17 protein-coding genes are annotated in these 20,177 nt (G+C 33.0%); all 17 read right to left on the reverse strand.

All coding sequences use genetic code 11. The features are described 5' to 3' along the window. Window positions 1-16: 16 nt before the first annotated feature. Window positions 17-913 (reverse strand): LysR family transcriptional regulator, encoded by an 897-nt coding sequence (locus ACZ0AH_RS12190; RefSeq protein WP_463476068.1) that lies wholly within the window; start codon window positions 911-913, stop codon window positions 17-19. A 2-nt stretch (window positions 914-915) separates the two neighbouring features. Continuing rightward, entirely contained in the window at window positions 916-1,779 is an 864-nt protein-coding gene (locus ACZ0AH_RS12195) for a BRO-N domain-containing protein (protein ID WP_463476069.1), read from the reverse strand. Window positions 1,780-1,936: 157 nt separating this feature from the next. Continuing rightward, window positions 1,937-3,964: a hypothetical protein gene (locus tag ACZ0AH_RS12200; protein WP_463476070.1), complete on the reverse strand. Its 2,028-nt coding sequence runs from the start codon at window positions 3,962-3,964 to the stop codon at window positions 1,937-1,939. A 113-nt stretch (window positions 3,965-4,077) separates the two neighbouring features. Continuing rightward, window positions 4,078-4,824 (reverse strand): 3-oxoacyl-[acyl-carrier-protein] reductase, encoded by a 747-nt coding sequence (gene fabG, locus ACZ0AH_RS12205; protein WP_463476071.1) that lies wholly within the window; start codon window positions 4,822-4,824, stop codon window positions 4,078-4,080. 282 nt (window positions 4,825-5,106) lie between these two features. Further along, the gene (locus tag ACZ0AH_RS12210; protein WP_463476072.1) at window positions 5,107-5,286 is read right to left on the reverse strand and encodes a hypothetical protein; all 180 of its coding nucleotides are present in this window, start codon (window positions 5,284-5,286) and stop codon (window positions 5,107-5,109) included. Between the two features lie 570 nt (window positions 5,287-5,856). Next, a complete protein-coding gene (locus ACZ0AH_RS12215; RefSeq protein WP_463476073.1) occupies window positions 5,857-7,203 on the reverse strand; it encodes a DUF4302 domain-containing protein in 1,347 nt (448 codons plus the stop codon). Window positions 7,204-7,214: 11 nt separating this feature from the next. Then, a complete protein-coding gene (locus ACZ0AH_RS12220) occupies window positions 7,215-8,075 on the reverse strand; it encodes a substrate import-associated zinc metallohydrolase lipoprotein (RefSeq protein ID WP_463476074.1) in 861 nt (286 codons plus the stop codon). Between the two features lie 19 nt (window positions 8,076-8,094). Next, complete coding sequence (locus ACZ0AH_RS12225; protein ID WP_463476075.1) at window positions 8,095-9,573, reverse strand: RagB/SusD family nutrient uptake outer membrane protein; 1,479 nt, start codon at window positions 9,571-9,573, stop codon at window positions 8,095-8,097. A gap of 11 nt (window positions 9,574-9,584) precedes the next feature. Continuing rightward, the gene (locus ACZ0AH_RS12230; protein WP_463476076.1) at window positions 9,585-13,313 is read right to left on the reverse strand and encodes a SusC/RagA family TonB-linked outer membrane protein; all 3,729 of its coding nucleotides are present in this window, start codon (window positions 13,311-13,313) and stop codon (window positions 9,585-9,587) included. Window positions 13,314-13,576: 263 nt separating this feature from the next. Further along, a complete protein-coding gene (locus ACZ0AH_RS12235) occupies window positions 13,577-14,692 on the reverse strand; it encodes a FecR family protein (RefSeq protein WP_463476077.1) in 1,116 nt (371 codons plus the stop codon). Window positions 14,693-14,781: 89 nt separating this feature from the next. Beyond that, window positions 14,782-15,393 carry an RNA polymerase sigma factor gene (locus ACZ0AH_RS12240; protein WP_463476078.1) on the reverse strand — a complete coding sequence of 204 codons (612 nt, stop codon included), beginning with the start codon at window positions 15,391-15,393 and terminating at the stop codon, window positions 14,782-14,784. Between the two features lie 352 nt (window positions 15,394-15,745). Beyond that, on the reverse strand, window positions 15,746-16,174 hold the full coding sequence (locus ACZ0AH_RS12245) for a hypothetical protein (protein ID WP_463476079.1): 429 nt from the start codon (window positions 16,172-16,174) through the stop codon (window positions 15,746-15,748). 142 nt (window positions 16,175-16,316) lie between these two features. Then, window positions 16,317-17,189: a succinate--CoA ligase subunit alpha gene (gene sucD / locus ACZ0AH_RS12250; protein WP_089351425.1), complete on the reverse strand. Its 873-nt coding sequence runs from the start codon at window positions 17,187-17,189 to the stop codon at window positions 16,317-16,319. A gap of 85 nt (window positions 17,190-17,274) precedes the next feature. Next, window positions 17,275-17,637 (reverse strand): nuclear transport factor 2 family protein, encoded by a 363-nt coding sequence (locus tag ACZ0AH_RS12255; protein ID WP_029270182.1) that lies wholly within the window; start codon window positions 17,635-17,637, stop codon window positions 17,275-17,277. A gap of 1 nt (window position 17,638) precedes the next feature. After that, a complete protein-coding gene (locus ACZ0AH_RS12260) occupies window positions 17,639-18,568 on the reverse strand; it encodes a UDP-3-O-(3-hydroxymyristoyl)glucosamine N-acyltransferase (RefSeq protein ID WP_463476080.1) in 930 nt (309 codons plus the stop codon). Between the two features lie 92 nt (window positions 18,569-18,660). Then, on the reverse strand, window positions 18,661-19,227 hold the full coding sequence (gene efp / locus ACZ0AH_RS12265) for an elongation factor P (protein WP_463476081.1): 567 nt from the start codon (window positions 19,225-19,227) through the stop codon (window positions 18,661-18,663). A 93-nt stretch (window positions 19,228-19,320) separates the two neighbouring features. Next, a complete protein-coding gene (gene lpxA, locus ACZ0AH_RS12270; RefSeq protein WP_463476082.1) occupies window positions 19,321-20,106 on the reverse strand; it encodes an acyl-ACP--UDP-N-acetylglucosamine O-acyltransferase in 786 nt (261 codons plus the stop codon). Window positions 20,107-20,177: the final 71 nt, after the last annotated feature.

Genomic DNA, 20,177 nt, shown 5'->3' on the forward strand with positions numbered 1-20,177 from the left:
CGTAAATAACAATAGACTATAACTTCAAGTTATAAAAAGAAGAGATATTCTGAATTAGCAATTCAGATAAAGGATCTGATTTTCCAACTAATGTAATGATATAAAAGTATCTTTCGATGGATAAATTCTGAACATCCAAAACGATAAGTTCATTATTTTTCAGTTCTTTATCAACCGCATGTATTGACATAAAGGCAAAACATTCTGAATTTAACAAATATGACTTTATACTTTCTGTACTTCCCAATTGCATTTCGATCTGCAAATCGGTTATTTTAAAATCAATTTGTTTTAATGCGTATTCTATAACTTCAAGTGTTCCTGAGCCACGTTCACGAGTTATAAATTTCATTGTTTTTAAATCTTCTAATGAAATATCATTTTGTTTCACCAAAGGATTTTTGGCATTGCAAACTAAAACTAATTCGTCTTTTAAAAACGGAATGTATTTAATAGATTGATTTTTAGATTGTCCTTCAACAATCCCAATTTCGATTTCTTTATTGATTAAGGCATTTTCGATTTGTTCTGTATTTCCATTCAGCAAATTGACTTTTATATCTTTTTGCTTTTGGTGAAAACGTGCCAAAACAGGCGAAATAATATATTGCGAAATGGTTGTACTTGCTCCTAATCGCAATAATCCCTGACGTTCGTTGGTAAAAGAACTCATATCAAAATCGATTTCACGATAAATTTCGAAGATATTTTTAGTATGTTTTAGCAGCATTTCTCCCGCGGGAGTTAAAGAAATTTTAGAACCGTTTCGTTCAAAAAGTTTTGTTTTATAGGTTTCTTCGAGTTCCTGGATATGTTTAGAAACCGCTGGCTGTGAGATGTATAATTCTGTTGCCGCCTTAGTAAAATTTAAGCGGAGTGCAACGGTGTAAAATACTTTTAGCCTGAAATCCATTTTTATAATTTTTTAATATTTTTTTCAGCAAGTATATCTTCGCGAATTTGTTGTTGAAGTACTTCTTTAGCATTCAAAGATGTTACAACTTTTTTACCAGTTTTAGATTCTAATTCTTCTAAAGCTACTTTAGCAACATTCCCGCCTTGTTGGGCAACTACTATGCTTTCATCAAAACTTTCAGGATTAATTGCTTTCGAAATATCTTTCGTAGAAGCTTCTGCTAACATATTCAAAATAAGTTCCGTATTGGTCATATTATCTCTCAGATTCTCTTTTTTCAATCCTTTAAGTACCTTATATTCTTTGGTAGTTTTACCAGACCAGGCTTTAGAAATAATATCAGTTAAAGTATCAAACTGAATCCCTTCTTTTAATCCTCGACTTTTCCATTCATCTGTTAATTCTTTTCGAACTTCAATACTTTTTAGACGCTGATTAATCCAATTTTCAGAATAACCTAAATTTAAATATTGTTCTAAAGCCCTATCGATTGAAATTTCTGGATCTTGCATTTCATCTAGCCTCTCTGATGCAATTTGTGCCAGCCAAAGTTTGAATGGCTCTGCATTAGATGATGGAATTGATTGAATAAGACGAAAAAGTTGTTCTGTATCAGCAACATCCGTTAATCTCATTTTACCATCGGTTGCTTTCATTTTCAAACCGTGACAATTCGTCACGGTTTCATTTCCTTCCGCTTTTAAACGTTGTTTTAGTTTACGCCAATAAGCAGCTGGATCAATACTTTGAGTTAATACACTAACAACATCAACAATAGAAAAATACCACTTTTCCTCATCTTGATTCCAAATAGTTCTTACTTTTTTCTCTTCAAATAAATGTATTTCATTCTGCACTTTCATATTTATCTATTTACATAAAAATATCATTTAATATTTCAAGATTAACATCTTTTCCAAATTAAACTGAAAAGTTATATCTTAAAGAAGTTTACGAAAATTTTATATTACAATATTTTACAGAAATTCCAGAAGATTTTCACAAAGTTATACTAGAAATTTACAACAACCCATTATATTTTCTAACAAACCATTCCGTCGTCAATAAAACAGCAATTAAAACCAATAACCAAACCCAATCAATTAAAGGTGTTTTAGTTGAAACATTCTTTTCAATTGATTTATAGTCTTTATTCTCCAGAAGCTGCTGAATCAAATCATCTGCCTGATTTTCGAAGAAAGCTTTTCCGTTGGTTTGCAAGGCTAGTTGTTTTAGTTTTACAACATCAGGATTTACAAATTGTTTTTCGATATCAAAGTCCAGAATCTCAAAATGACTTGAATATGTAGTATTTGTATTCAGTTCTTTTACCGAGAAATTATATTTTCCGGCAGCTAAACCGTCAAGATTTGCTGAGAATGAATTATTTCCTTTTAATAAATCGTAATTTTTAGTTTGTTTCGTTTCAGCATTTGTAACGGTAATGGTAAGATTGGCTTTTTCGTCAAACTCATAATTTTTATTAAAATATTGTGCATTGATCACAATGGCTTCTCCTGAATTATAAAAGCTTTCATGCGTTACAACTAAAGATTTTTTAGACGTTGTCGACGCCAAATACTGAATGATCTTATCTACAAAAACATCATATTTATCGAATGACTGATTGTCGATATGACTTTGCAAACGCCATTTCCAGCTGTTTTCACCTAAAAGAAAAGCGGTTCGTTTTCCTTGATTTTCGGCGAAAGCCAATAAAGGCGCATTTGTAGAAACGTTTCTGATTTTTGACGAAAGTAAAACTGAAACATTTCCGTTTGTTGTAATGGTTCCGAATAAATTTTGCAAGGGCGGAAAATTTTCAAAACCTATATTATCGATCGCAAATAAATTAAACTGAGGTTGAAATTCGGTTAAATAATCTTCAATTTGTCCGCTCATTTTAAACACCAGACTATTCTGTTGTTGGTTCAGAAAATTAAAATCGGTGTTGTTTCCGGTAATGATAAAAGTATTTGTTCCGGCTAATTTGTTGTTATCAAAAATCGCTTTAAAAGATGCATTTGGCTGATACAAAACCAATACCGAAGCATCTTGCAATAAATTGATTTCATTTGGTTTAACCAAAATTACTTTACGTTGTGCATTAACTTCAATCGAGCGTTTTAAAGCTGCAATATCCGGATGATTTACTGACGAAACTATTGCAATTACAGACTTTTGATCGATAACTTCGACAGCAAAATTCTTGACATTATTGTAACTGTTTTTTTCTTTTGTATTGGATGAAATCGTTGCTTTAAAAACTTGTAATCCTACTTTATCTGCAGGCAAAAGCAAGTTTAAAGTAGCTGTTTTTTTTGACGGAGAAAATGAAACTTTCTCTTTTGCAACAATTGCATTTCCTTGCGAAATCGTAAAATCAGTATTTACGGTTTTGTCTCCTGAATATTGCAGAAATACTTCAACCGGAAATTTGTTTTTATGAAACGCGTATTTGTTTACGTTAAGCTGATTGATTTTTACATCAAAAAAAGTGGTTGTATCTCCCACAACCAAGGGATAAACTTTATTAACAGGATCAAAACGATATACATAATCGTTTCCTGTAGTTTGATTTCCGTCGGTAATAATAACCGTTGGAAAAATCAGGTTTTTATTGATGCTTTTTAGATTTTTGGCAACTTCATCTAAATTGGTTTGCTTTCCTTTAAAATCAAATGTTGAAGAAGGTTTAAAGTCGGCATCAAATTGATAAGACTGAATTTCAAATTTCTCTTTAAGCGCCGGATTCGAAACTAATTTCTGGTATAATTCGGCAACTTTTTTATCTGATTTTAAAGCTGTTATAGAACTCGAATTGTCAACAGCAATTGCCAAAGGTGTTTTGGTAATCTCAAGCGAATTCTTTGTAATTATTGGATTTATCAATAAAACCAATAACCCAAAAATGGCCAGAAAACGAAAAAAAGCCAAAAACCAAATCACATTAGATTTGTTTTTGGCTTTAAAAAAATATTGAAAATACGACAAACCACCAGCTATTACTAAAGAAAGTAATAATAATAGAATCGTGTTTGTAGTCATATATAATATAGTTTTCAGTGACAGTTTTTAGTAATCAGTGTAAACTGAGAACTGAAAACCGAGGTTTTTAAGAATAGTTTTTAGTAGTCAGTATAAACTGTAAACTGAGACTTTTACGTTAACATTCCTCCACAAACATTAAGAACTTGTCCGGTTACATAAGCGCTCATATCTGATGCTAAGAAAAGACATGCATTTGCAACATCTTCAGCGCTTCCGCCACGTTTCAACGGAATTCCGTCTCTCCATCCTTTTACTACATCTTCCGGTAATTTTGCCGTCATTTCTGTTTCAATAAATCCAGGAGCGATTGCATTACAACGAATATTACGAGAACCTAATTCTAATGCTACTGATTTTGTAAAACCAATTGCACCAGCTTTTGACGCTGCATAATTTGTTTGTCCTGCGTTTCCTGAAACTCCTACTACAGAACTAATATTGATTATAGAACCTGAACGTTGTTTTAAGAAAGTCTTCTGAATTGCTTTTGTCATATTAAATACCGACTTTAAATTCACATCGATAACCTGATCAAAATCAGCTTCAGACATACGCATTAGTAAATTATCTTTTGTAATTCCGGCATTGTTAATTAAAATATCAACTGTTCCAAAATCAGCCAAAACAGCATCAACAAAAGTTTGCGCTTCATTAAAATCGGCCGCATTTGACTGGTATCCTTTTGCTTTAATTCCTAAACCGTTCAATTCAGCTTCTAAAGCCTGAGCTGATTCTACAGATGAGCTATATGTAAAAGCAACATTTGCACCATGTTTAGCGAAAACTTCAGCAATTCCTTTTCCAATTCCACGACTAGCGCCCGTAATAATGGCAACTTTTCCTTCTAGTAATTTCATATTCAAAATTAATGTTAATATTTATTTGTAGCTATTCTTGCTCCCGAAGCCTCGGGCCGTTCCAATCTTTTATGTTTTCTAAAGAAAAAACATAAAAGGATTTCCACTTCTATCAGGGCTATGAATGACTTGTCAAATATATGATAATTCCCTTTTTAAAAAAATAACAATAGTATAATTTATGAATTAAAGCGGTTTTCTTTATAAGGTAAAAGATAAAAAAACCGTTTCAGAAGAATGAAACGGTTTAACGAAAAAAACTTATTTAACTAACAAATTTGACTAACATTCTAGTTCACCATTTATGTTTATTCGGCAAATTACTTCCGGACCAACACATGGATATTCTGGATAATCTGCCGGATTTGCACCATGTGGGGCATAAACAGCACATTGACCAGTTTGAGAAGGATCTCCTTTTCCCATAATATTCATTTGCTCTTCTCTACTTAATACTTCCACTCCTGAAAAATTTAAAACTGTTTTTAAAATCATGATAGGCAGTTTAATATTATGCTTCTCAATCCTTTTATGTCCGTTGAGTTTCAGACCTGTAATATGTATGATCATTTGATTTTCGTTTATAAATATAAGAATTATAATCTATTTTTAATACATAAAATAAGAATTTATTTTCATTTTTTTAAATACTGCTTTGTTTGGTTATAAAAAACAAAAATCCCAACAAAACTGCCATTATAAGCATTCTGTAAATTGATGATGCAAACATTGTCGTGTGCATAAGTTTATCTTTTTTTCTCTGTTTTATAAGATTAACAACCATCACTGGAATGATTATTAAAATTGAGAGATACAAATAATATCTTGTATAGACGCCCTTATATATTTCGGATATAGCCAAAAGTAACAAGCCCCATAAAAAGAAAATAATATTTATTAATGTACTATATTTTTTCATAATCCTTTATAAATAATTATATGTGGGTTTGTTTTCGAATTGTCTATTTTTTAATTAATCAAAAAGCGGTTCTGTTGAACCGCTTTTACCAAAATAAAAACAAAAATAAACTATTAGTTAAGCTGCCATGTAGTCATTCTAAATGGTGTTGACGAACTTGTAAAAGTGAAAACCGTGTTTGAATAAAATAATTTAAAACTTTCTTTCTTCACATATAATCCGTTAGCGTCCATCAAGTTTTTATCAAAACCTGCAAGGAAAGCCGGAGTTGCAACAGTTGTATTTCCGTTCCATGATTTATGTTTCAAAATGATTTTTTTGCCAACCGGATCTTCAACAACATCTACATAATGCTGTAATGCTGATCTTCCCTGAAAAGTGTAATAAATGAAGTTTCCAAGTGAATGGTTCAGGTATAATTGTACAGATGTAATATATTGACCTGCCGGTAACGATGCATTAATCTTCGCTAATTCGGTTACAAATAATTTTGAATTTGTTGGTGCGTCTTCTGTATAATCATCCGGATAGTAACCAAATCTGGCGTAAACTTTTCCTGGAAGTAATATTTTATAATCGTCTGTAAGCAACAATGGTCTGTCTGTATATTTTATAATAGCAGTAACTCCGCCTGTACCTGTTGCGGTAAAACTTCCTGTTGTATCATCATAATTAAATACCGATAATTTTTGGCCGCCAACTTCTACTGCAGGACTTACGATAATTCCGGTTGGTGTATACCCCACTCCCATATTATAACTTACAGAATATCCTGCTTCGATAGAATTTGCTTCTGCAAAACGGGTTACTTGTGTAAAAGAAAAATCAAATTTGTGTTTTGTAGTACCATCATTCGTTTCTAATAATCTAAAAAGCGGTCTGTCATCACCTCCAATAACGTTTTGCTCCATTACAAGATTTTCAGAAAGATTAGCCCAATCTGCTGCCGTTGCTTTTACAAAACGAATTTCCTGAGAAGTTCTGTTGGTTCTAAAAACGATTTCTCCATTTTCCTGACCGTAATACAAGAACTGAAAATCTCCTAAATATCCTTTACTACGCAAAGCCGGAATTGGATAATTATCTGATTCTGATAAAAGGTGAATTCTGTTTTTGGTTGTAAAGGTTAAACTTACCGTACTTCCTAACTGAACTTCGTACTCGCTTTTGTAAACATCTGTATCGCTGTCAAAATCCGAAGCCATTTCTACAGTTCCGTCAGCAGCAAATTTGAATAAATGCGTATAACCGCCCAAAACCGTATTATCTGTAAAATAAACTAATTTCCAGCCATATTGAGAATCAAGCAATGCTTTTCCTAATTCTGATTTCTGAGCATTTAAACGATCCGTAGGTGTTTTATCAAATAATTGTTCTGCATCTGTATTATTATTACAGCTGCTTAATTGCAGGGCTAACAACGCTGCAAATAAGTACTTATATATGTTTTTTACTTTCATAATACTTTTATTTAATTGTTAATTACGTCGTTAGTATTTTTTTCAGCTTCATCTCTTAAGGTATAAAAATCGATATTGAAAGCATCTTTAAAATATTTTACCACAAGTGCTTCTTTTGCTTTTAAGGCAAATAAAGCCGAAGGAGTTTGAATACCTGCAAGAAAAGCAGCATAGTCAGCTTTTGAAGTAGTTAATATAACCGACGCTGTTTCAGCAAAATCTTCGTTGATATTTGATCTTGCGTAACTGGTAATAAAACCAATTTCGTTTGATTCCGGAATTTCATAATTGTACCAATCTGCTGTATAACCTACCGGCGTAATTGCTGCCCATGATTTTTCGTCGAAAGGTTTGTGCTGATTCAAAATATGAATATACTCGTGCTGAATGGTGTGAATAAACTGCGTCACATTCTCACGATCTGACTGATCGATATAATCTGTTTCGAACAAAGTAACACGTTGCCCGCCTTCGGCGATTCCTAAGGTTTTTGTTCCAACACTATTTAAATTGACACCTCCAACCAAAACAATTTCTCTTGGTGCAATTTTTTTAACAAAATCTGCCCCGCCAATTGTTGAGTAACTATCCAACCATATTTTTTGAACGATTTCAAGAGCTGGCTGTACTTTTTCTACTAATGGAGGAAATAAGAAACGACTGTTATCAACCGTATTTTGATTCCATTTATACTGAACATTAATATTAAACGGATTCAAATAATTGGTTACAATCCATTTATCTAATGTTGTTTGTGCCGGTTTTGTAAAGTCTAATTGACTTTCTCCCGGCTGATCATCGCTGGCACAAGAAACTAAAGTTAGTGTTAGTAAAAATGCTCCTGCTATTATATTGTATTTTGATAATTTCATAAATCTTGTATTAAAGTTATTATCTCGGATTTAATTCAACACCTGTATTCGACGCGTGAAGCGGAATTTGCAATGCTCTACGGTTATCATCTTTCTCCAGAACATTTACCGGCTTATTTACCGTTTCGTGATTTACGACAATATTGAAACGTTTGATATCAAACCATCTCATTCCTTCGTGAATAAAATCTCTTCTTCTTGTTTCGGCAATAGCCTTAACATAAGACGTTTGTACTGGCGTCATCGTATAAAACGGTGTATATTCATTTTCGATAACAGGATATTTTGCTACTACTTTTGCTTCTGTCAATTTATCTGTTGCCGGATTATATCCTGCAGTTCTTGTAGATAAAAAGTACTCCAGTTCTGTGTTTGCAAGCGCTGTTTCGCCTTTCATAACATGAGCTTCAATACGATTTAAGAAAAACTCATCGTTGCTTAATAAAACTTCTGCCGTATAAGGTTCTCCAATTCCGGCCGTTACGTTAGTATATTTGAAATACTCATAAAACTTTGGAAGAAAAACAGTTATACTGCTATTTGATGAATAAAAATTATAAAGCCATGGTTTACCAAATAAACTCGTTGCTGGTCCCAATATCTCCTGATATCTTGCTCCGGAAAGATAAAATCTGTTTAAATAACGAGATCTGCTTACAATAGAATTAGGCGATACAATTAATAAATTTGTATTTGCAGTACTGCTTGCATAGCTTAATTGCTGATCTTCGACACCTAAAAGATCATACGATGCAAAATCTCTTAATTGTCCAACTGGTTTAGAACCTAAATCATCTGATAATGCAATTACTCTGTCCCAATCTCCTTTTACCAAATAAAATCTGCTGGCGAATGCTTTTGCAGCATCTTTATTAAAATGAAATTTAACTTCTTTATAATCATTGGTAACTAATTTTAAACCTTCTTCGATATCTTTTTGAATAAAATCGAAAACTTCAGCTACGGTATTTCGAGTATATTTTGTTACTAATTCTGTTTCAGGTTTTGTAACATATGGAATACCCAAATCTCTTTCGGCAGTAGCCGGATTATAACGTTTAGACCAAAAGCTAACCAACATAAAATGAGCATATGCTCTTGCCAATAATGCTTCTCCTTTTTGAGGATTTAAACTAGCCGAATTTCCTAATTCATCTATCGCTTGCAAAGCTGTATTTGCGTGTGCAATAGCTCTGTAACAAGCATCCCAGTAATAAGCCTGCGTATCAATATCAGCTGTTTCTGTCTGAATTTCCCAGTTGTAATTCTGCTCATTTTTTTGCAGGGTCGATGCCAGGCCGCTATCAAAAACATTATCAGACATTGTTTCGGCAATATCAAAATAACTCATTTGAGGATAGGCATTTACTAATATTTCAGATATTTTATCCGGCGTATCAATTTCTGTTCTATTGTCTGGTTTTTCTGAAAGGAAATCATCACAGCCAGTAATACTTATAAGTACTAATAGGGATAATGTTATTTTTAATTTTTTCATGATTTTAGCTATTATAATGAAAGGTTTAAAGTAAAAGTGTATTGAGATGTTACCGGTAAGGCAACTCCTCCAGAATTACGGAATTCAGGATCCTGACCATTTAATCTTTTGTCTGAATAAAGTAACCAAGGATTAACAGCTGATCCTTTTAATGTAAAAGTGCTTACTCCTAACTTTTTCTTGAAATCTTTTGGAAACTCCCAACTCAATGATATGTTCTTTAATCTAACAAAATCTCCATCGGCAATACGAACATCTGAATAGTTGTAGGTATTGTAAGCTTTTGCCAATGTACGGTCTCCGCCATAATTAGCATTTAAACGTCTGTCTGCAATAACCGGAACATTCGTATATTGTTCGTCACCCGGGTTGATCCAACGGTTTGTGAAATCTTTTGTAAAAACAGTTAAATCATCATAAGTACTGTCAAAAATAGGGTTCAAACGTACTTTGTTTCCAGCTGATCCAACAAAGAATACATATAATGACCAGTTTTTGTACGTAAATGTATTTGCCCAGCCTAAAGATTTATTTGGCTCAATAGATCCTTCGTATTTAAGGTATTTTGTAACATCTTTATTATCTTGGAAATTAGCCCCTGTAATATTATCTGTTTCTCCATCGGCCATAATAAAAGTTGGCAATCCCTGATTGTTTAAACCTGTAAATTGATACGAGTAAATTGAATTTCTTGGGTGTCCGATTGTATTTCCTCCGTTTGGATCAACTAAATCAAATACTGTAGGCGTGTTTTCTAACTTTGTAATATTTTGTGAATAAACAGAAAAGTTTACTGTTGATGACCATTTGAAGTTTGAATAATCAAGAATTTTTCCCGTAAGTCCAACCTCTAAACCTTTAGTTTCCATGTCGGCATTATTTCCCTGTCTGATTCTTTGTCCTCCAATTCCTGAAGTAATTACATAATCAACCAAATCAAATGCTTTACGACGATAGATATCCGTTGTTAATTGCAATCTGTTATTATACATGCCAAGATCTACACCTAAGTTTGTTTCATATTGTTTTTCCCAAGTAAGATCGCCGTTTTGCAATTCATCAATCATAATTCCTGATTCTCTGTCATCAAGATTAAAACGGTCTGTGATAAAACTTTTGTAAATAGCCAAAGAGTTTGTTGCAGGCCCTGCAGTTGCAGTAAGTCCGTAAGATCCTCTAATGCTTAAATTATTTACAGATTCTATGTTTTTCATGAATTTTTCTTCAGATAAATTCCATTTTCCACTAAAAGTGTATGTTGGCAGCCATCTTGAAGAATCGCTGTTTCCTTGTCTGTTAGATCCGTCATAACGTCCTGTAACAGAAGCGGTATAACGACGATCGTATGTATAACCAACTTTTCCGAAGAAACCTACTGTTCTTTCTTTCTCTTCATTAAAACCATAATAAGAATCTCCTCCGTTGATTATTTTTTCGATAATTCTAGGATCTGTAAAAGCGGTAAGACCTCTGTCGTATTGGATTCCGGCAGCTGTAAAGTTGTCGCTTGTTCTGTCTACAACTCTCATCTCTGTACCAAAGAAACCTTCTAATTCGTGTTTTTCATTTAAAGTATTTCTATATGTAATGCTATTTCTTAAGTTATAAGAAGTTAAGTCATTTGTAAATTTTCTTAAGAAACCTCCATTTGGTAAAACCGAAACTTTAGGCGCAGTTAAATCATTTGGATCCTGGTATAAAAAGATATTTTGATCTCTAACCAATGTATTTACACCATCTTCACCTTCTGGCGTACCTGCTTTGTAAGCACCAACAACGTTTGAACCTTCAAGAATTTTGTGTTCACGGCTTGTATTTGCATAACGTGCAGAACCAGTAAGATTATACGTTAAATGTGAGTTTATTTTATAATCTAAATCCAATTGGAAACGAATATCTTTCACTTCAATTTCCATGAAATTATTTTCCAATTCATTGATAATATTCATTTTAGCCCAGTTATTTCTGTAATACTCTAAATTTCCATTTTCATCATATGGTCTTAAAGTTCTACTTGTATTCAACACATAATTAAATGGATTGATATCGAAATCACGGGTTACTTTTCCAAAAACAACATCTTTTTCGCTTTCATAACTTCCCGGTGCTCCCTGATCACGCACAGAAGCCAAAGTCGATAACGTAATGTTTAATTTATCATTAATAAAAAATGTTCCTTTAATGTTTGACGAAATTTGTTTAACATCATCAGCAATAGTCCATCCCGGATCTGTATAATATCCTAAAGAGGCATAAAATGTATTGTTTTTTCCACCACCAGAAAAACTCAAAGAGTGGTTTTGTGTCAAAGAAGGTCTAAATAAAACACTGAACCAATCTGTGTTTGCTAATTCGTATTTTTTCAAGAAATTATTTCTACTAACCGGATCATTATTAACCAAATAACTATTTGTTTCCGGGTTATAAGTATTGATCGCTCTTCCTAAAATATTGTAAGCACCACCGTATCTTCCGTTTACCGTTGATGGTAAATCAAGATATCCTTTAGATTCCATTTCTTTGAAAATACTCATTGATTCCTGAGAATTCAAGATATCGTATTGACTGTAATTAGGAACTGTTCTAACGGTTTGTTCAAGCGAATATGTCACTTTTAAAGGTGAATCTCTACGACCTTGTTTTGTAGTAACAACTACAACTCCGTTCAAAGATCTTGAACCGTAAATAGAAGTTGCAGATGCATCTTTAAGAATCTCAATACTTTGAATATCATTCGCATTTAAACCCGCAACAGATGAACTCAACAAAGTGGAAGAGTTTCCTGAAGCCAAATCTGCAAAAGATAAATTGATAATATCCTCTTGTACCACACCATCAATTACCCATAAAGGTTTTGTATCTCCAAAAATGGATGAAGATCCACGAACTGTGATTTTTGGAGCCGTACCAAATGTACCCGTAACGTTCTGAACCGTTACCCCTGCTGCTTTTCCTTCAATCATTCTGCTCACATCAACAACTCCGTCAACTTTTAATTCTGCTCCGGAGATTTTACTGATCGCTCCCGTAAAAGTTCTTTTTGATGTTTTTTCGTATCCTGTTGTTACCACAACTTCTTTTAAGTTTTGACCTAATTCATTTAAAACAACTGTTGGAGTTGTATTGTCTGTACCAATTTCTTTCGTTTCCATACCTACGTAAGAAATCACAATTCTATCACTGTTTGCTGGCATTTCGATCGTAAAATTACCGTCAAAATCAGTTAAAACAGCCATTTTTGTACCTTTTGCCATTACCGTTGCTCCAGGAAGCGGACTTCCTGTTTGGTCTGTTACTTTTCCTTTGATAATTGGTCCGGCAGTTAATATTTCAAATAAAGAATCATGATTATCTAAAGTATCAAACGGATTTGCAGCAGTATTTTTTTGCAAAATAATCTGATTGCTAACTTCTGAATATGTGATATTAAATGGCGCCAGAATTCGGTTAAGAATACTAGACAAAATTTCCTGATTGGCCTCAATACTAACTTTTTGATTTAGTTGCGGAAGCCTTGAATTATATGAGAATTTTACATGCGCAGACTTTTCTATTTTAGATAATGCATTGTCTAAAGTCAAATTTTCAACTGTAATTGTAACTTTAGTATCTAATTTTTTTTGCCCATTTACATTATTTGCCATAGTCACACTTGAAAACACAAGCGCTAAGACAAACTGAAATAGTGTTATTTTCATGATTCGATGGAGTAATCGTTGTTTAACAACTGGTTTTTTCATAATTTTGGTTTGTTTTGATTAATACTGATTCGAGTGTATTTTAAGAAACGTACGAATTACTCTTTACAGGGAGCAATTCAATTGAATAAGTGTCGGAATGTTACAGCATTTCGGCACTTTTTTTATGCATCATCTTTTACATAGGCTTTTTTATTGGTTTTAGTTTGGTTTTGGTTTTTGGTTTTGGTTTTGGTTTTGGTTTTTACTCTTTTAAAAAATGAAAAATTAAAACTTTACTTGTGCAATTACAGTTGCACAACAGCCTAATTACATCCTTCTGATGTTATAATAATTTGATTTCCGTTCATTTCGAAACTGGTATTATTTCCAATACTTTTACAAACGATTTTTAGTTTTTCTGTCAAAGGCTGATCACTTAGCGAAGTCGTAAGGTGACAATCATTCAATTTATTTTTAGGATAATCAATATCTACCAAATAAGCCTGTTCGATTGTTTCAAAAATTTGAGAAACCGGAATATCCGTAAATTCGAAACTTAACTGTTCAATATTCCCAACACTTTGAGCCAATACGGCATCTTGGGTAATATTTGTTATTTTATTGAATTTTAGATCACTACGTAAGAATCGTAATGCTTGGTTTGGAAGTAAAACAATTTCTTCCTGATCTGATTTAGAAACCAGATCGTTTGACTTTACCTTAACTTTACCGGTGCGAACAAGAACTTCAACGTCAGGTCGATCAGAATAAGCTTTTACTCTAAAACTAGTTCCAACAACCTTTGTAACAATCTCGTTTGCATAAACGTAAAAAGGTTTTTTAGGATTTTTACTAATTTCAAAGAAACCTTCGCCGGACAAATACACCTTTCTTTCGTTTCCGGTAAAGATTTTAGGGTAACTTAATTTACTATTGGGCTGCAATAAAACCGAACTGCCATCAGATAATGTAATAATTTGAGGCTTGTCTGAATTATTGGTTTGTTCAACTAATCCTTCACTATTTTCATCAATAAGCTCTTTGTATGTAACAACTTTATTATCAATACTTAAATGATTTTGATAAAACCAAACAGATACTAATCCAAAAAGTAAAGTTGCAGCAACTCCGGCAAGAAAATATTTTCTTAGGAATTTTATATTTGAATTTTGAGTTAAATTGATCTGATTCTCTTTTTCTTCAATTTTATCCCATGTCGATTGCAATGCCCTATGAATATCAGAAGCAGACAATTGAGACTCCGGCACTTGCATTGCCAGCAACAATAATCTTGCATTTTCTACCAGCTTGGCACGTTGGCGGCTTTCTAAAGTCCACTCTTCCCAGCCGTCTTTGTCTATTTTAAATAAAATCCAGGACTGGAATGATTCGTCAGACAAGAAATCTTCAATTTCGGTATATGTGTTACGTTTTTGCATCTAAAAATAAGGTTACAAAAACATAGAGGACAGATCTCTGATTATATACTCACCAAATTGTGATTTTTTTTAACTTTTTTTTAATAAAATTAAAAAGAGCTTGAAGATAGTAGAAAAATTAGGGATAAACTGCCTTTCCATTCTTTGCGAAGCGCCAATAAACCACGGTGTAACAAATTACTAGCCGATTGATAATTAACATCCAGCATTTCTGCAATTTGCTCAACCGTTAATCCCTGATGATATCTTAAATACAATGCTTCTTTTTGCCGTGCCGGTAAATCGTTTAATAATTTGTTCAGGTGCGCAATTTTTTCTTTAGTCGCATAATCGTCATCAATTAGTTCGTGTTCTACTGAAAATTTTAAAAGAAACGCTACCGAATCTGTGCTTGCAGCTTTTCTAAAAATATGATCGCGTTCGTTTAAACGTGCAATTCTTTTGCGAACGCTAGATAACAAATACGCTTTTACAACAACTGAACTTTGCAATGAATTTCTATAAACCCAAATATCCGTGAATACATCCTGAATACAATCCTGCACTTTTTCATGAAATGGAGAAAGTGAATTTCCATAACTAACGAGATCACTGTAATATCTTTCAAACAAAAGCGAAAATGATTTTTCATCACCGTCCTTTAAATTTGTCCAAAGCGTGATGTCGTCAAAAGTATTGAATTTTAATATTGGGGTTTTCATAATCTAAATTGAGGCGTGGAATTAAAAAAACGGAATTCACTTAATACAAAGAATACAGTTTTTTAACATTATCCTTTGGTTTTGTGCGATAAATATATAAAAGCAAATATTTAAAACCAATTATTTTACACAAAAGACACAGTTTTCTAATATAACAAATGTTCTGATTTGCTGATATTACTAGTGGTTTGAAAGAATGTTAAAATTATTTTTTATTTAATTCATTCTCAAAATATCAGATTTTACTTCCCTATATTATAACATAATTTTAACAAATCGATTTATTAAAACGAAAAAAAGCCTCACTAAATAAATAGCAAGGCTTTTGATTATTTTATGTAAAACTAACTTTTTAGAAAGCTACATTCCATCTTGGTAATTTTGCATTTTCATCTAAGAAATTTTGCAAAACCTGTCCTTCAACAGTCGTAGGAATTCCTTTTGAATCTGCGTTGAAAGTTTCATACCAAACTACTTCAAGAGCAGCGATATTTTCTAATTTCATTTGTGCTGGCCATGAATATTTTCTACCAGTTTTAGCAAATTGGTGTCCGTTTACGATTTTATCATATAAACCGCCATTTTTACTTTTTAAAGTTCCATCATTCTGAACAGTTCCTGTAGAACCCACCATGATTAATTCTTTTGCATCTCCTTCAACAGCATAAACCACAAAAACTCCTGCACCTGATTCCGGAGCATTACAAGCTTGTTCTAAACTATCTTCAATGGTAAAAATAAAACTATTGCTTACTTTAAACTTTTTTAATTCTTTGTACATATTTCTTTTTTTAAGCTTCTAAGGTTCTGAGAATCTGAGTTACTAAGTTTTTAAATTAAATTCCAATCATTTTAAAAATGTAAAAAAGTCTCAACAAAATATTGAGACTTTTTTTGGAATTTTTTATTTTGAATACTGGAGATTATCCAAGTACTTCTTTCACTTTTTTACCAATTTCAGCTGGTGAATCAACAACGTGAATTCCGTTGTCTCTCATAATTTGTTTTTTAGCAGCAGCTGTATCATCAGAACCACCAACAATAGCACCTGCGTGACCCATTGTTCTACCAGCAGGAGCAGTTTCTCCGGCGATAAAACCAACAACTGGTTTACGGTTACCATCAGCTCTTACCCATCTTGCAGCATCAGCTTCAAGTTGACCACCAATTTCACCAATCATAATAATGATTTCAGTTTCAGGATCGTTCATTAATAATTCAACAGCTTCTTTAGTAGTAGTTCCAATAATTGGATCTCCACCAATACCAATAGCTGTAGTAATTCCTAAACCTTGTTTTACAACCTGGTCAGCAGCTTCATAAGTTAAAGTTCCTGATTTAGAAACGATACCAACTGTTCCTTTTTTGAAAACGAAACCTGGCATAATACCAACTTTAGCTTCTCCCGGAGTAATAACACCTGGACAGTTTGGCCCAATTAATCTTGAATTTCTTTCTTTAACATAATTATTTGCTTTAATCATATCTGCTACAGGAATTCCTTCTGTAATAGCAATAATTACTTTAATTCCAGCATCAGCAGCTTCCATAATTGCATCAGCAGCAAAAGCCGGCGGTACGAAAATGATAGATGTATCAGCTCCAGCTTGGTCAACAGCGTCTTTTACTGTATTAAAAACCGGACGGTCTAAATGGCTGGTTCCTCCTTTTCCCGGAGTAACACCACCAACAACATTAGTACCGTACTCAATCATTTGAGAAGCGTGGAAAGTTCCTTCGCTTCCTGTAAATCCTTGAACAATTATTTTGGAATCTTTATTAACTAAAACACTCATGATATATATTTTATGTAGTTTTTAAAATTGTGATGCAAAAGTAAGGTTTTGTAACGTATTTTAACCTTTTTGTCATCAAAAAATATTAAGAAAATTGACTCATTTGATAACCACGATATAATTTATCGTCTTTTATTTGCCAAATTGTAGCAAAATGGGCTAATAACATCTCTTCTCTTGGGTTTTCGATCGTTTTTACAAAATGAGAATAACGAATTGAAACCAAATCATCTTCAGCAATTATATGGCTTATTCTTACTTTAGAACGCACGTATGCGCGACTTAGCTCATTTGCCATATCTAACATCGAATTATAATCCATCTCAATTAATCCTTTGGTGCTGTTCCAATCCAACTTTACATCGGGATGTAAATATGTTTTCATGATTTCGCTATCAATTAAGGCATCCGACTTATAAAATTTTTGAACAAATTCTTTAATAGACATATTATTTCAATTTATTTAGAATTTCAGGAATCTTTTTGATATTAGCCAATTGTTTTAACTTTTCTCTTGATTCTTCTATTGGAGTTCCAAAATAAGATTTTCCGCCTTCAACTGATTTTGTTACACCAGTTTGTCCCATAATAACTGCTTTCGCTCCTATTGTGATTCCGCTTGTTGTACCAACTTGTCCCCAAATTGTTACTTCGTCTTCAATAACAACACAGCCGGCAATACCCGTTTGCGATGCAATTAAACATTTTTTGCCAATCACAGTATCATGTCCAACATGTACCTGATTATCCAGTTTTGTTCCTTCGCCAATAGTAGTATCTCCCGTTACGCCTTTGTCAATCGTACAAAGTGCACCAATACCAACATTATCTTCGATTACAACTCTTCCGCCTGAAATCAACTGATCGAAACCATCCGGACGTTTTTTATAATAAAAGGCATCGGCTCCTAAAACAGTTCCGGCATGAATCATGACATTGTCACCAATTACGGTGTGATCGTAAATCGTTACATTAGGATGTATCAGGCAGTTTTTCCCGATTGTTACATTGTTTCCAATAAAACAATTAGGCTGAATCACAGTTCCTTCTCCAATAGTTGCAGAAAGCGCAATTGCCACAGTTGTAGGCTGAAAAGGTCTGAAATGTTTGGTTAGGGTATTAAAATCTCTGAAAGGATCATCAGAGATTAAAAGGGCTTTACCTTCCGGACAATCTACTTTTTTATTAATTAAAACAATAGTAGCTGCTGATTGTAAAGCTTTGTCATAATATTTAGGATGGTCAACAAAAACGATATCTCCTGGTTCAACGACATGTATTTCGTTCATGCCTAAAACCGGAAAGTTCTGGTCACCTATAAATTCGCATTGAAGCAAATTTGCAATTTCTTGTAAAGAATGAATCTTTTGAAATTTCATATATATTAGTTTTTAGTCTCAGTTTTCAGTCTCAGTTTTCAATCTATATCAAAAACTGATAACTGCGACTGAAAACTGAAAACTTATAAAAACTACTCTTTTACACGCTCCATGTAAGAACCTGAAGCTGTATCAATTTTAATTTTATCACCTTCGTTGATGAACAACGGAACGTTTACAGTTGCTCCAGTTTCTACCGTAGCAGATTTTGTAGCATTTGTAGCTGTATTTCCTTTTACTCCCGGCTCAGCATAAGTAACTTCAAGAATTACAGAAGATGGCATATCTACTGATAAAGGCAAGTCAGTTTCAGTATTTACCTGAACCATTACGCTTGTTCCTTCTTTCAATAATCCCGGAGCATCCAAAATGTTTTTATTCAAAGAAATTTGCTCAAAAGATTCTGTATTCATAAAATGAAACTCTTCTCCTTCAGCATATAAAAACTGGTAGTTATGCGTTTCAACACGCACATCATCAATTTTATGTCCTGCAGAAAACGTATTGTCCAATACTCTTCCTGTAGTTAAACTTCTTAATTTTGTTCTTACGAAAGCAGGACCTTTTCCAGGTTTTACGTGAAGAAATTCAACGATTTTATAAATATCGTGATTGAATTTAATACACAATCCGTTTCTAATATCTGATGTAGATGCCATTTGTTCTTGTTTTATTTAATATTTTGTTTAATCGTTAAATCGTTTATCTGCTTTCGATGTAACGAATAAACAAATAAACGATTAAACTTTTATTTAATAGTTTCCTGAATAACCTTTCATGATTCCTCTTGATGAATTTCTGATAAAATCTAAAATTTCATCTCTCTCAGGAGTAGCTTCCATTTCAGCTTCAATAATACTTAAAGCTTGTGTTGTATTGTAATTCTTTTGGTATAAAATTCTGTAAATTTCCTGAATTTCTCTGATTTTCTCCGTACTGAAACCTCTTCTTCTTAAACCAACAGAATTAATTCCTACGTAAGATAATGGTTCTTTTGCAGCTTTTGTATAAGGCGGAACATCTTTTCTTACCAAAGATCCTCCAGAAATCATAGCGTGATCTCCAATATGAATAAATTGGTGAATTGCTGCCAAACCTCCAATAACGGCATGATTTCCAACAACTACGTGTCCGGCAAGTGCAACTCCGTTTACGATAATGGCATTATTTCCAATTTCGCAATCGTGTGCAATATGCGCATAAGCCATAATAAGACAATTGTTTCCTAAAATTGTTTGTCCTGAAGCAACTGTACCTCTATTAATGGTTACACATTCTCTAATTGTACAATTGTCTCCTATAATAGCAAGGGAATCTTCTCCTCCAAATTTTAAATCTTGTGGTACTGCAGAAATTACAGCTCCTGGAAAAATATTACAATTTTTACCAATACGAGCTCCTTCCATGATGGTTACATTTGAACCAATCCAAGTACCGTCACCAATAACAACATTATTGTGAATTGTTGTAAAGGGTTCAATTACAACGTTTTTAGCGATTTTAGCGCCGGGATGAACATATGCTAATGGTTGATTCATCTGTGAGTTTTATATTTTAAATTAAAATAATCTAATTTGGGCAACAAACGTAAACAATAAAATCGATAAAT

Source organism: Flavobacterium sp. AC105 (assembly GCF_979258495.1).